Here is a 14248-nt window from a genome sequence, read left to right as displayed (position 1 = left end):
AAGCAGCGATTGTGATAAGATGGTGATAGAATATAGGGTATGAAAAATAAGAATACTGGCACACTGATTGCGATCATTATTTTGGTGGTGTCACTCACAACAGCTGGTTTGATTGGTCTTGCTACTTATCAGAGAAGTGATAGCACATCACATACCAGTCGTCAGAAGACGACATCAAAAACAACAATCAGCCAAACGGCATCAAACCGTGAAAAAGCATCAACTACAGAAAGAAGTTCAAAACAGGCGCAATCAAGTACAGCACCATCAAAACTGCCAAAGTCTGAGGGCACGTCGTCAGACAGCACTCTCACGGGTGCAGCGCTTACAATCCTCCCCTATCAATCAGGTAGACAGCTGATACTAGGAAATCTTGACGCCATGAAACGCCCGACAGATGCCCATATACAGCTGAGTAACAGTGATGAACCGACTGCCAAAAACAGTGGTAGGTTGACGGTTGACCCGCCGGGCTGGCACAACTATAAGTTTTGGTATACGGCTGCGAACGGCGAGACCAAGCAAGCATGGCTCATGAACCGCACGCACTTGGTTGGCTATCAGTTTTCCGGCTTGCACGATGAACCACGAAACCTAGTCACGGGCACAAGCTATGTCAATACGGGTGCGCCAAGCGGTATGGACGCGGGAAACGAAAAGGGCATGCTCTACTATGAAAATCAGCTGGACAGCTGGCTTGCCCTCCACCCTAGCTACCACCTCGACTATCAAGTCACACCGTTTTATCGTGGCGATGAGCTGCTGCCACGTCAAATCCGCCTGTCATATATCGGCTACGATAGCCACGGCAAGACGCAAGAAATCCACCTCAACTCAAGCTTAGAACACACAACAGCGCAAGGTATTACCTACGTTTTTCTGGATAATGTTGCCGAGAACGCCGTCATCGACTATCGCACAGGGACGGCAAAAAATCTCGTCACTGAAAATAAAACAGCCCCAAGCGCTACGTCAGAACCACTAACTGTACCATCAGAAACCTCAGCCAAACAAACTGACGGCACAAGCAAGACAAAAATCTACGAAGACGCCACGGGAAAAGGCTTGATCAAAGGCAGCCAAAATGGCATTTATCACCTTCCAGGTGACAGATATTACGATAAAACAACCAATCCAAAAGCCTGGTTCAAAACAATAGCTGAAGCTGAAAATGCAGGCTACCGGGCACCGAAATAAAAAAGAAGTAAACTTGCACAAAAAAGTGCATCCTTGCATTTTTGAGGGGATATCGTATTGACATGTTTTGTAGGAATTGTTAAACTATTCTCAAGATATATTTAAAGCATCTTGACTTAACTAAAATAGATTGGCAAAAATATGAAAAAAATCCCCATCCTACTCTTAATCTTATATCTCTTATCCTTATTTCTACCAGCTGGTGTGCAAGCGGATGGTGAAAATTTCACTTTGCGAGCACATCCCTATTTTGAAATTATTTCTGCGCACAAACTCATCTACACAATTTTGTTCATAACACTTCTTGCAGTAGTAGTGGTTAGTAAAAGATACACACAATACGCTGTCACGGCAAGTATCGTCTTTATCACAAACTTCATCTGGGTGACGTTAAAGCCTGTTGAGTTTGATTTTATCAGATATGGGTCAAGATATGGCTTTTATGTGACATTTATCATTGGACTAGCCTTTTCGATTTCAGTATTCGTGATAAATCTGCGAATGGCGCGTGAGACGACGACATAAATGAAAAAACAGTCTGACTTATCAAAAGTCAGACTGTTTTTTTCATGGCTAAATGTGTCATGCCAGCATCCTCAAACGGTTCACCGTAGGTTTCAAAGCCGAATTGCTTGTAAAATTCAACCACCTGAGTTTGTGCATGGAGAAAGGCAGTTTCAAAACCGTGAGACTCCAAAAATTCTAGGACAAATACTAAAAGTTGTGTCGCATAGTTCTGACCGCGATAACCATCAAGCGTTGCCACACGCTGGATTAGTGCAGACTTGTTAGCGTCATCAGGTAGGATACGCAAAGTAGAGACAGGTGTTGCATCATCAAAGTACAGCACAAAATGCACGGCGTAGGCTTCGTCTTTGTCGATTTCAAGCGATAGGGGCACGCCCTGCTCCTTGACAAAGACGGCGTTTCTGATTTTTAAAGCATTAAAATAAACATCTGACATGGTATCGCGAGTTTGCTTAATTTCCATCTGTGGGCGTTTCCTTTTCATGAATTATGAGCGCAAAATGGCTCAAAGTCTGTTATTCTGTTATAATAAGTAATATAATCAAGTTGTCAACAAATACAACTTTAGCTAGCGCTTTGATTAACTAACATTATAACAAAAAATAACGAAAATATAAAAGGTGTTGTCTTGTTTAAAAACTCAAAATTATTCTTCTGGACGATTGAGATTCTGTCGGCTGTTGCGCTGATTTGGCTGCTGGCGAATGTCAGTTTTATCTTTAAACCAGTAACGACGCTGTTTTCTATGGTATTTCTACCTTTCATTATTGCAGGGTTTCTCTATTACGTCTTCAATCCGCTGGTGAGTTTCTTGCATCGGAAGTTTAAACTACCATCTATCTGGGGCATTGTCCTTGTCTTTGTGTTGATTATCGGGATTTGTGCCTATACAGTCATAGCGCTTGTGCCAAATGTCATCACGCAGCTATCAAGCTTGATCAATGCGTCGGGGAATGTCTTTCCTGAGCTGCAAAAATGGCTGGAGCAGTTGTCGAAAAATCCTGCTTTTAGCGAGATTGATTTCAAGGCGATCATCACCAAAGCCAACATCAGCTATATGGATATTCTCAAAAATCTGCTTTCAGGTGTGACCCTCAGCGTGTCAAATGTTGTCAATATTATCTCGAAAGTTGCGATGGTGCTTGTTTTAGTTCCGGTTTTACTGTTTTACATGCTAAAAGACGGCAAGTCAATGCTGCCATTTCTCAAAAAAACTGTCCTGAAAACAGATAGGCTCAATATTGTTGGGCTTCTAAACGACATGAATGCGACGATCTCAAAGTTCATCAGTGGTGCTGCGATTGACTGTTTATTTATCTTTGTGACGGTTTTTATTGCCTATCTAATCATCGGCATTCCCTACGCCTTTCTTTTTGCGGCTTTTGCTGCGGTGACGAATTTGATTCCATATCTGGGGCCTTATATCGGCTTGATTCCCGTGGTTCTGACGGTGACTTTTGACCATCCAGTGAAGGCGCTGATCGCCATTGTCGTCGTGCTGACCCTTCAACAAATCGATGGCAATATTGTCTATCCTAGGGTCGTTGGCAATGCGGTGCAAGTGCATCCAGTGACGATTATCGTTCTCATGTTAGTTGTAGGCAGTCTGTATGGCCTAGTTGGCATGCTGATTGCTGTACCATTTTACTCATTAGCTAAGGAAATTGTCAAATTTTTATGGCGTTTGTGGGAAAATCACAAGCAATCACGCCTTGTGAGCGATGAAAATGAGACACAAATCTCGAAATAAGTGGAAATATGGTATAATAGGAACAAGTTTCTATTTTGAAACCTAAAAATAAAACTGATCAAGGCAGTCACACAAAACACGTTACTAAACTGTATTGAAATGTGTGAGACAGTCTTGAAATCTGGAGGAACATATCTAATGCACCCTGACCCCGAAAGTCAGTCCTTGTTGTTACAAATTGGCTTATTGATCATTTTGACGATCATTAATGCCTTATTTTCAGGCGCTGAGATGGCGCTTGTGTCGACCAGTCGTGCGCGTGTTGAACAACGTGCTGAAGAAGGCGACAAGAAATATCAAAAGTTGCTTGCCATTCTCAACCAGCCGAGTAATTTTCTATCAACCATTCAGATAGGTATTACCTTTATTTCAATCTTGTCTGGGGCGAGTTTGGCGGATTCGTTGGCCTCACGCTTAGCGCCTGTCCTTGGTGGAACGGCGACGGCTAAATCTCTTGCATCTGTCATCATCCTTGCGATTTTGACTTATGTGTCGATTGTTTTTGGGGAGCTTTATCCCAAGAGAATTGCGCAAAATCTCAAGGAGAAATATGCACTTGCCGCAGTTACACCGCTCAATATCATCGGTACAGTCATGCGCCCGTTTGTCTGGCTCCTTGCGACCTCAACCAACTTGCTGAGTAAGCTTACGCCGATGACATTTGATGATGACGCAGAAGATATGACACGCGATGAGATTGAGTATATCCTCAACAACACCGAAAATAGTGCGCTTGATGATAATGAGCGTGAGATGCTTGCTGGTGTTTTCAGCTTAGACGAGCTGATGGCGCGTGAGATTATGGTGCCGCGGACTGACGCTTTTATGGTTGATGTCAATGATGATGTGCATGAAAATATTGCTGCCATTTTGGCACAAAATTTCAGCAGGATTCCAGTTTATGACGACGATAAAGACAAGATTTTGGGCGTCTTACATACAAAAACGTTACTCAGAAACGGCTATCAGTATGGTTTTGACAAACTTGATCTGAGTCAGATTTTACAGGAACCTTTGTTTGTACCTGAGACCATTTTTGTCGATGATCTCCTGCGTGAGCTCAAAAAAACGCAGAATCAAATGGCAATTTTGCTCAATGAATACGGTGGTGTCGAAGGGATTGTGACCTTAGAGGACTTGCTTGAAGAAATCGTAGGTGAGATTGAAGATGAGTCTGATGTTGCTGAAAAAGAAGTTTTTCAGATCAGTGAAAACATTTTCATCGTCAAAGGTGGCTTGACGTTAAATGACTTCAATGAACGTTTTGAGACGCATCTGGATTCTGACGACGTGGATACCATTGCTGGTTATTTTATGGCGGGGATTGGCGCCATTCCAGGTGAGAAGGAGCAGATCGACTATGACGTCAGAACAGAAAAAGATAATCTGACGCTGACAAGCCTCGAAGTCGAAGGCACACGCCTGATTAAACTTCGCGTGACTTTCCATGAAAACGAACTTGACTCAGATAGTGACACTGACAAATAACGCTAAATCAAAAGGCTCTGAATTTTGAATTTCAGAGCCTTTTTGTGTCTCATCAGTGCGTAAAACCCTGCACACGTTTTTCATCGTCTTTCTGACGTAGAAACCGGGATTGATTGAGCTTGTCGATTGCCCATCTAAAGTCCTCGGCAAATGCTTCAGCAACATTCATGCCAAAGTCAGCTCTGACGACGTAGCGCTGGATGACGGTATCGCTGAGTTTGTTAGGGAGTGGATAGGCAGGCACCTGCCAACCTTTCATCTGCAAAACATCTGCGAGCTCGTACAAAGTCCAGTCCTGTGCGGCATCATCTTTGAGTTTATAGCAGATGATAGGCAGATGTTCTCCCGCATTGTAAATCGTGAAATAGCCAGTATCAGCGACTGTTTTTGCTAGAAAGACAGCGACATCATGCGTTCTTTGGTGGATTTCCTTGTAGCCGTTAAAACCAAAACGCATGAAGTTGTAAAACTGCCCGATAATCTGGCTAGCACTCCGCGAAAAGTTGATTGCCATTGTCGGCATATCACCGCCAAGATAAGACACGCTGAAAATCAGCTCCTCAGGCAGATAGGTTTTATCACGCCAAATAATCCAGCCAATTCCGGGATAAACAAGGCCGTATTTGTGACCTGAGGTATTGATTGACGCGACGTTTTTTAGCTGAAAATCCCAGATAATCTCGGGCTCCATAAATGGTGTGTACATACCGCCGGACGCTGCATCGACGTGTATAGGCACGCTCAGTTTTGCTGTTGCATTGTACTGTGTCAAAATCGCATCAAGCGCTGCAATATCGTCATAAACGCCAGTGTAAGTAATCCCCAAAATCCCAACCACACCAATCGTGTAGTCATCAAAATAGGACGTGATATCTGATAAATCAAGGCTCATCGTGTGCGCAGTCATTGGCACTTCGCGCAACTCAACGTCAAAGTAGACAGCAAACTTTTCCCAGCAGACCTGATAGCCAGACGAGATAACAAGATTTGGACGTTTGGCCTGTATGTCAATGCCAGCAGATTTTGCACGCTTGCGCCAACGGAATTTCATCGCCATACCGCCCAGCATGCAGGCTTCAGAACTCCCAACGGTAGACGTCCCCATATAGGCTTCTGAATCGGGCGCATGCCAGAGGTCCGCAATCATGTTAACGCAACGATTTTCAAGCTCAGCGGTCCTTGGATATTCACTTTTATCGATGGCATTTTTCGCCAAGGTCTCGCCCATGAGCTGTGTCGCCTCAGGTTCCATGTAAGTTTGGCAAAATGTTGCCAGATTTTGGCGTGCAACGCCCTCATCAAGCAACTCGTCCTTGATTAGCTGATAGGCAATTCGTGGCTCAATCGGCTCAGTTGCCAATTTGTATTTTGGAATATCACGTTTTGACGCATCAGAGCCAAAAATCGGCTGCAAAAACGGCGATTGCGATGATTGATCATTTTTTCCATAAAGCATCAGAAAGCACCTCGATTTCATTTATTTTTAATCTCTTGTACTTAAATTATAACAAAAAATGACAGGATTTGAGGGTTATTACAGGAGAAATGAGTGAATTATAGTTTGAAACATTGAAAGGAGACGGGATGTATTTTGTAACGAAAATGGCTGATGAGGTTTGTCTGGATAGCGTGATTTTGGGCAGGTTGCAAAAGGACAAGTATCTGGCAGAAGTAAAGTCTAAGGTCGTCGCGCAGTATGGCGAGGAAAATGTAACCTTTGTGACGCTCAGTGGGTTGTACCAATCGCTGAAAAGGATTCAGAAGCTCAGCCAGAGATTTTGGTATCGGGCCTCTGTCAGTGCGACTTCTGACAAATATCCCCAAGCGACAGTGAACGTCTATAGTGATACCTTTTATTGAACTGTGATCAGATTGGAATAATTTTTCAGCCATAATCATTGTAAACCCTTTCAAAATAACGTAAAATAGAGTTAGATAAGAAAGCGGTGATTAGTATGGTAGAGATAGCAACATTGACGACGGCGGAGTTGGGAAGTATGACGGGGCTTGTGCACTCGACAGAGAGTTTTGGTTCGGTTGATGGGCCTGGTGTACGATTTATTATCTTCATGCAGGGCTGTAAGATGCGTTGTAAGTTTTGTCATAATCCTGATACTTGGGCGATGAAGACGGATAAATCACGCGAGCGGACGGTTGATGAGGTGCTTGATGAGGCGCTTAAGTTCAAGGAGTTTTGGGGCAAGCGTGGTGGTATCACGGTTTCAGGCGGTGAGGCTATGCTTCAGATGCCTTTTGTGACGGCGTTTTTCACAAAAGCACAGGCACTTGGCATTCACTGCACACTTGACACGTGCGGGATGCCGTTTTCAACGAAGCCTGAGGTGCTTGCTGAGATTGATGCGCTGCTTGCTGTGACCGACTTGGTGCTTTTAGACATCAAGGAAATCAATGACATGCGCCATCGTGATTTGACTGGGCATCCAAACAGTAATATCCTTGAGTTCTCACAATATCTGTCGGAAAAAGGAATTCCTGTCTGGATCCGTCATGTTTTAGTGCCGGGGGAAACAGACTTTGATGAAGATTTGATCGAACTTGGCAAATATGTAAAAACGTTGAAAAATGTGCAAAAGTTTGAAATCTTGCCCTATCATACCATGGGTGAGTTCAAATGGCGTGAGCTAGGCTGGGATTATCCGCTTGCAGGCGTAAAACCGCCAACAGCTGAGCGTGTTGAAAATGCGAAAAATTTGATGCATACAGCGGATTATAAGGCTTATCTAGCACGAGTCCAAAAATAATCTAAAATAGCTCTAAAAAAGTGTATAATTACTATATACACTTTTTTTGATAGAAAGAAAAAACATGACAAAGTTAATTTTTATGGGGACACCGGCCTTTTCTGTGCCTGTTTTAGAAGGACTTGTGGCGCAAGGTTATGAGATACTTGCAGTTGTGACGCAGCCTGACCGTGCGGTTGGACGCAAAAAAGAAATCCAGATGACACCTGTCAAGGCAGCAGCGCTCAAGCTAAATCTGCCCGTTTATCAGCCTGAGAAAATCTCGGGTTCTGACGAGATGTTAGAGCTGATGACACTTGGCGCGGATATGATTGTGACGGCAGCTTTTGGTCAATTTTTACCGGAGCGCTTGCTCAATTCGGTTAAGCACGCAGTCAATGTGCATGCCAGTTTATTGCCCAAGTATCGTGGCGGTGCACCAGTTCATTATGCTATCATCAAGGGTGACGCTGAAGCAGGCGTGACGATTATGGAGATGATCAAAAAGATGGATGCTGGCGACATGATTTCGCAACGGTCGATTCCAATCACAGACAGCGACAATGTCGGCAGTATGTTTGACAAGCTCAGCCTTATCGGACGTGATCTGTTATTAGAAACATTGCCGGATTATCTAGCGGGGAATCTGACACCTATCAAGCAAGATGAAAATCTGGTGAGTTTTTCGCCCAATATCACATCAGAAGAAGAAAAGATTGACTGGCAGATGTCGGCGCGTGATATTTTCAATCAAGTGCGGGGCATGTATCCGTGGCCTGTGGCGCATACTACTTGGCAAGGAGCACGCTTTAAGCTACACGAAGTTAGTTTGGCTGATGGGTCTGGTAAACCTGGTCAGGTCATTGAGAAGACGAAAAAAAGTCTGGTCATCGCTGCAAAAGAAGGGGCTATCAGCCTTGTTACCGTCCAACCAGCAGGTAAACCCAAAATGTCTATCCAAGATTTTCTAAATGGGCTAGGCAAAAATATCGAAATCGGAGATCAATTTGAGTAATAATCCGCGCCGTGTGGCGCTTTCAGTCATCAATGACGTGCTAAATAATAGTGCCTATGCCAATCTTGCGCTCAATGAAAAAATTAAGTCGGAAAATTTGACAGAACTAGACAAAAAGCTTGTCACACAGCTTGTTTATGGCACGATTTCAAAGAAAATCACGCTGGATTGGTACACCAAGCCTTTTGTCAAAAAGACGAAAAAATGGGTCAAAAATCTGCTTGCCATGACAGTCTATCAGATGGTTTATATGGATCGGATTCCGACGTCTGCTGCGGTTGATGAGGCAGTCAAAATCGCTAAAAAGCAAGGTGATCAGCGTTTATCTGGCTTTGTAAATGGTGTGCTGCGCAATTTCACACGTGCAGAGTTGCGCTCATTTGACGAGATTAGCGACTCGACTGAAAAGCTGTCGGTGCAGTATTCGATGCCGATTGATCTGACGAAAAAATTTGTCAAGGATTTTGGATTTGAAAAGACGGTTAAAATCCTCAAAAGTCTGGAAGAACCTAGTCGTGCGAGTCTTCGGGTGAATCTGACGAAAACAGACGTGCAGACTGAGCTTAATAAACTTTTAGTTGAGTATGACGTAGTTAAATCCGATATTTCAGACTCGGGTATCATCGCTGAGTCGGGGCATTTTGCGGACTTGCTGGACTTTAATGATGGCTTGATTACCATGCAAGATGAGTCAAGTCAGCTCGTTGCGGTAGCAGTTGATGCGGCGCCAGATGATCGGATTTTGGATGCTTGTGCGGCGCCTGGAGGCAAAACCGTGCATATGGCAGAGTATCTGACGGGTTCGGGGCATATTGAGGCGCTTGATCTCTATGATCATAAGCTGCGCTTGATCCGTCAAAACGCTGAAAGACTTGGTGTGGCTGAAAAAATCAGTCTGACCAAGCTCGATGCGCGTCAGAGTTTTGAACAGTTTGGTGCTGATCGTTTTGACAAGATTTTGGTGGATGCACCGTGTTCTGGGATTGGACTGATCCGTCGTAAACCAGATATCAAATATCGCAAGGAAACGAGCGATTTTGAAAATTTACAGAAAATTCAGCTAGAAATCCTCGAAAATACTTGCAAAACCCTTGCAAATAGTGGTACTATAGTCTATAGTACGTGTACGATTTTCGATGAAGAAAATTTTCAAGTGATTGAGAAATTTTTGGCAAATCATCCGGAGTTTGAACAAGTTGCTTTGACGCATGAAAAAGAGAACATTGTCAAAAATGGTTGCCTTTTTATCACGCCAGACGCCTATCATACGGACGGTTTCTTTATCGCAAAATTGCGGAAAAAATAATCTGAAAATGTCGGGAGCATGTGTTTTCGACTCACAAAGAGGAACTAAATGAAGTACAGTATTTTGTCAGACGTTGGGCAAAAACGCACCAACAATCAGGATTACGCCGACACTTTTGTCAATACACAAGGTGAGCGGATTTTTCTGCTTGCTGATGGTATGGGCGGGCACAAGGCTGGTAATGTCGCAAGTAAGCTGACAGTTGAAGATCTGGGCAGGGCTTGGGCAGCGACTGATTTCACAGTTGATAGTGATTCAGACGAGATTGAAGCTTGGCTGCGCGCACAAATTCGTGCAGAAAATGAAAATATCGCAAATCTTGGCAAATTGGACGACTACAAGGGCATGGGAACGACGCTTGAGGCAGTTGTGGTGCAAAAGCATCAGATTGTAAGTGCTCACGTCGGCGATTCTCGCACACAAGTTATCAGAAACAATGAGTTGATCCGTATCACACGGGATCATTCTCTGGTTCAGGAGCTTGTTGATGCAGGTGAAATCACAGCTGATGAGGCTGAAAGCCATCCTAATAAAAATATTATCACACGTTCACTTGGTCAACCGACTGATGTTGATGTAGATACATTGACGCTAGAGATAGATGCAAACGATGTCATCATCATGAGTTCTGACGGTCTGACAAATATGGTGTCAGAACAGGAAATTATTGGTATTGTCGAAAATGACATTGCGCTTGATGGGCAAACGGATGCGCTTGTCGGTCTAGCAAATAGCAATGGCGGTTTGGATAACATCACGGTAGTTTTAGTCAAGTTTGACCAAGGAGACCTGTAAAAGATGATACAAATCGGAAAAATTTACGCAGAGCGCTATAAGGTCATCAAAGAAATCGGCAGAGGCGGCATGGCAAATGTCTATCTGGCTGAGGATACTTACCTAGATAACCGCCAAGTTGCCATTAAAATCTTGCGTTCAAACTTTGAAAATGATGCGATCGCTATCGCACGTTTTCAGCGTGAAGCCTATGCCATGGCTGAACTCAGCCATCCTAATATCGTGGGTATTTCAGACGTTGGCGATGCAGATGATCAGCAATATATCGTCATGGAATATGTCGATGGCTTGACGCTCAAGCAATATATTAACGAACATGCGCCACTTGCGAATGAAGAAGTGGTGCGTATTGGCGATGAAATCTTAGCGGCTATGGCACTAGCGCACAATAGTGGCATCATTCACAGAGATCTGAAACCGCAAAATATCCTGATCACAAAAGATGGTACGGCTAAAGTCACGGATTTTGGTATTGCAAAAGCCTTGTCAGAAACGTCTTTGACGCAGACAAACTCGATGTTTGGCTCAGTGCATTATCTCAGTCCTGAGCAGGCACGTGGTAGCAATGCGACGCCTCAGAGTGATTTGTATGCGATTGGCATCATCGTCTATGAGATGTTGACAGGAAAGATCCCTTTTGACGGCGATAGCGCAGTTACCATCGCCCTCAAACATTTTCAAGAAAACCTGCCAAGCATTATCAATCAAAACAAAAACGTCCCTCAGGCGATGGAAAATGTGGTCATCAAAGCAACGGCGAAGAAACTCTCAGACCGCTATGCGACTGCAACAGACATGCAGCGAGATCTGGATACAGCGCTGAGCGCTGATCGGGCGCATGATCCGAAACTTAGCTTTGTCGAAGATCCTGATGCGACTAAACCGATGCCGCGGATCATGATACCTGATAACGGAAATACAGATAAACTCATCCAAACAGTAAATCAGGACACGCACGACGGGCAGACTGATGGCGTTGAACCACTGGTTGCGTCATCAAAAAATAAGAAAAGAAAAATACCTAAAGGCTTACTTGTTGGTGGTATTATTGTTGCCGTTTTGGTAGCAGCTGTTGCAGCTCTGATCTTGACCACACCAAAAGAAGTGAAAGTGCCAGATGTCAGCGGCATGACTGTTTCGCAGGCTAAAGCGCTACTTTCGGATAAAAAACTCAAAGTCGGTCAAGAAATCACGGAGATGAGCGCAGACGTCAGTAAAGGTAAGGTCACAAGGACCAGCCCTGCTGCAAAGACCATCAAAAAACAAGGTGCTACGATCAATCTTTACGTCTCACAAGGAGGCAATGTCATCAAGCTTAAAAACTACGTTGGCAAGTCAGTGGATGATGCGATTGATGACTTGATGCTGAAATATGGCGTTGATGAATCACGTATCGTCAAAAAAGAAGTAAAATCAGATACAATTGAGGCTGGAAAAATCATCAAGCAAACGCCTAAAAAAGGTCAATTGCTTGATTTAGACGGTACAGATAATATTACGTTTGAAGTGTCAGAAGGTAATGAAGTTGTCATGCCGACTTATCTTAATGGTAATCTAAGTACTAAAACGGCAACGGCACTCAAGGCTGAGTTAGAAAACTTAGGCGTGCCCGAGGATAACATCACGATTGAACCGGTATCAACACCTGACATGGCTTCTGATAACTATGTCATTGGCTCAATACCTGCAGAAGGTGAAAGCTTCAAGGCGACTAGCACAAAAATCGTGTTGAAAGTCCTGGAATATGATGCGGCCTCAGCCAGCCAATCAGCAGCTGATGCTGCCTCAGAATCTGCCTCAGAATCTGCATCTGAGAGCAAGAGTCAGTCAGAATCAGCGGCATCGTCAGAATCAGCGGCATCATCGGAAAGCGCCGTCCAAAGTACAACAACCCAGTCTTCATCGTCTGCGCCAACCACATCAGACACGACAACGTCGTCATCTGATGCAAATGGTGGCTGATCACTTTGAGTAAGTAGGCTTGACAGATTTTAAAAAATCGGTATAATAGATAGAGTACCAACTGTCTCTGAGCTTGGCGATATGCCAAACGTCTTGCACGGAAACAGCATTAAAATAAGAGCTCAGCTCGAAAAGGAGAAACACAATGGCAATCTCAAAAGAGAAAAAAACTGAAATCATCAACCAATACGCACGTACTGAAGGGGACACTGGTTCACCTGAAGTCCAAATCGCTGTATTGACTTGGGAAATCAACCACCTCAACGAACACATCCAAAATCATAAAAAAGACCACGCAACTTACCGTGGTTTGATGAAAAAGATCGGTCACCGTCGTAACCTCTTGTCATATCTGCGTCAAAAAGATATTCCACGTTACCGCGAATTGATTTCTTCACTTGGTCTTCGTCGTTAAGATGCTAAAAATCTCAGTTTCCGCTGGGATTTTTTTCTTTTGAAAAATGTGATAAAATAGTAATAATAGTTTAGGTGGACTTTGAAAATGGGAACACTATTTTCATCGTTTGCCTGCTTACAATAAAACGAAAACTAGGTGGCTCATGGGCAAGATTGAGATAACAAATATGCGGTTTTACACGCACAATGGTGTATTTGCTGAGGAAAAAAAGCTGGGTCAGCAGATTTCGGTTGATGTATGTGTGATTTATGACATCGAGCATTTGGTTAAGGATGATGACCTTGCGACCACGATTTCCTACGCAGCGGTGTTTGATGTTATTGAAAACTATGTGACGACGCATGATTTTAATCTTATGGAGTCGCTAGCAAACGGGACACTCACACAGCTCCTGCAAGCATTTTCGATGGCGGAAGAAATAGAGCTCTCGGTTAAAAAGTATTCTGTGCCGATTGCGGGTGTCTTTGATGACATCATCATCACGGTGTCAGGGAAAAACGACCTGGCTTAACACGCAACAAATGAAAGGATAGTCATGACGAAAGTTTACCTCAGCATTGGGACAAATCTAGGTGACAGACTTGCTAATTTACAAGAAGCAGTTGTGCGATTGGCAGCAGATTTTGATGTGCTAGGCGTGTCAAAAGTCTATGAAACTGAGCCTGTTGGTCTAGTGATTCAAGACGATTTTTACAACATTACGCTTGTGCTTGAGGTAGCAAAAGAGGTGACTCCAGAGCAGTTGCTAGACAAAACGCAGGCGATTGAAAAGGCGATGAAACGAGTAAAAACGGTGCATTGGGGACCGCGCACGATTGATTTGGATATTTTGTTATTTGGTGGCGTCAATCTGACGAGTGAGCGTTTGAGCATACCGCATCGTGAGCTTGCTAATCGTCGTTTTGTTCTGCAACCTTTGTTAGATGTTGCAGAACAGATTTCTGATGACCGTGTCGTCACACTTAGTGAGCAGCTGCTGCAAACGACTTCTGACGAAAATTGGGTCCGCGCGACACCTTATCAACTCACGATTCCTGAGTGAATTTTA

At 43.8% G+C, this 14248-nt stretch carries 15 protein-coding genes; 13 read left to right on the top strand and 2 right to left on the bottom strand.

The window, feature by feature from the left end; genetic code table 11:
* The first annotated feature begins 39 nt into the window (after window positions 1-39).
* The gene (locus Hs20B_RS04850; RefSeq protein ID WP_172356164.1) at window positions 40-1197 is read left to right on the top strand and encodes a DNA/RNA non-specific endonuclease; all 1158 of its coding nucleotides are present in this window, start codon (window positions 40-42) and stop codon (window positions 1195-1197) included.
* Between the two features lie 141 nt (window positions 1198-1338).
* Window positions 1339-1722, top strand: a complete 384-nt coding sequence (locus tag Hs20B_RS04845; protein WP_172356162.1) for a hypothetical protein — start codon at window positions 1339-1341, stop codon at window positions 1720-1722.
* Window positions 1723-1750: 28 nt separating this feature from the next.
* Here the strand turns inward: Hs20B_RS04845 and Hs20B_RS04840 are convergent, their stop codons facing one another.
* On the bottom strand, window positions 1751-2188 hold the full coding sequence (locus tag Hs20B_RS04840; protein ID WP_172356160.1) for a GNAT family N-acetyltransferase: 438 nt from the start codon (window positions 2186-2188) through the stop codon (window positions 1751-1753).
* 165 nt (window positions 2189-2353) lie between these two features.
* On the opposite strand from Hs20B_RS04840, the gene Hs20B_RS04835 reads away from it, so the two are divergent.
* Entirely contained in the window at window positions 2354-3475 is a 1122-nt protein-coding gene (locus tag Hs20B_RS04835) for an AI-2E family transporter (protein WP_172356158.1), read from the top strand.
* A 138-nt stretch (window positions 3476-3613) separates the two neighbouring features.
* Window positions 3614-4963: a hemolysin family protein gene (locus Hs20B_RS04830; RefSeq protein WP_172356157.1), complete on the top strand. Its 1350-nt coding sequence runs from the start codon at window positions 3614-3616 to the stop codon at window positions 4961-4963.
* 52 nt (window positions 4964-5015) lie between these two features.
* Here Hs20B_RS04830 and gad read toward each other — a convergent pair whose 3' ends face one another.
* Window positions 5016-6419, bottom strand: coding sequence for a glutamate decarboxylase (gene gad / locus Hs20B_RS04825; protein ID WP_172356155.1), 1404 nt, complete (start codon window positions 6417-6419; stop codon window positions 5016-5018).
* Window positions 6420-6547: 128 nt separating this feature from the next.
* Here gad and Hs20B_RS04820 point away from each other — a divergent pair, with 128 nt between their 5' ends.
* From Hs20B_RS04820 to folK, 9 genes are all read left to right on the top strand, one after another.
* Window positions 6548-6823 carry a hypothetical protein gene (locus Hs20B_RS04820; RefSeq protein ID WP_172356153.1) on the top strand — a complete coding sequence of 92 codons (276 nt, stop codon included), beginning with the start codon at window positions 6548-6550 and terminating at the stop codon, window positions 6821-6823.
* A 95-nt stretch (window positions 6824-6918) separates the two neighbouring features.
* Entirely contained in the window at window positions 6919-7725 is an 807-nt protein-coding gene (gene pflA / locus Hs20B_RS04815) for a pyruvate formate-lyase-activating protein (protein WP_172356151.1), read from the top strand.
* 64 nt (window positions 7726-7789) lie between these two features.
* Window positions 7790-8719 carry a methionyl-tRNA formyltransferase gene (gene fmt / locus Hs20B_RS04810; RefSeq protein ID WP_172356149.1) on the top strand — a complete coding sequence of 310 codons (930 nt, stop codon included), beginning with the start codon at window positions 7790-7792 and terminating at the stop codon, window positions 8717-8719.
* Window positions 8712-10025, top strand: a complete 1314-nt coding sequence (rsmB, locus tag Hs20B_RS04805; protein ID WP_172356148.1) for a 16S rRNA (cytosine(967)-C(5))-methyltransferase RsmB — start codon at window positions 8712-8714, stop codon at window positions 10023-10025. The genes fmt and rsmB overlap by 8 nt, the downstream gene beginning before the upstream one ends.
* A gap of 48 nt (window positions 10026-10073) precedes the next feature.
* Window positions 10074-10820: a Stp1/IreP family PP2C-type Ser/Thr phosphatase gene (locus Hs20B_RS04800; protein WP_172356146.1), complete on the top strand. Its 747-nt coding sequence runs from the start codon at window positions 10074-10076 to the stop codon at window positions 10818-10820.
* A 3-nt stretch (window positions 10821-10823) separates the two neighbouring features.
* Window positions 10824-12782: a Stk1 family PASTA domain-containing Ser/Thr kinase gene (pknB, locus tag Hs20B_RS04795; RefSeq protein WP_172356144.1), complete on the top strand. Its 1959-nt coding sequence runs from the start codon at window positions 10824-10826 to the stop codon at window positions 12780-12782.
* 145 nt (window positions 12783-12927) lie between these two features.
* A complete protein-coding gene (rpsO, locus tag Hs20B_RS04790; protein ID WP_172356142.1) occupies window positions 12928-13197 on the top strand; it encodes a 30S ribosomal protein S15 in 270 nt (89 codons plus the stop codon).
* 145 nt (window positions 13198-13342) lie between these two features.
* Window positions 13343-13711, top strand: coding sequence for a dihydroneopterin aldolase (folB, locus tag Hs20B_RS04785; protein ID WP_172356141.1), 369 nt, complete (start codon window positions 13343-13345; stop codon window positions 13709-13711).
* Window positions 13712-13735: 24 nt separating this feature from the next.
* Window positions 13736-14242, top strand: coding sequence for a 2-amino-4-hydroxy-6-hydroxymethyldihydropteridine diphosphokinase (gene folK / locus Hs20B_RS04780; RefSeq protein WP_172356139.1), 507 nt, complete (start codon window positions 13736-13738; stop codon window positions 14240-14242).
* Window positions 14243-14248: the final 6 nt, after the last annotated feature.

It is taken from the genome of Pseudolactococcus insecticola, assembly GCF_011170065.1.
Classification (GTDB): Bacteria; Bacillota; Bacilli; order Lactobacillales; family Streptococcaceae; genus Pseudolactococcus; species Pseudolactococcus insecticola.
Note: the sequence above shows the minus strand (reverse complement) of the source record. Positions and strands in the feature narration are given on the sequence as shown.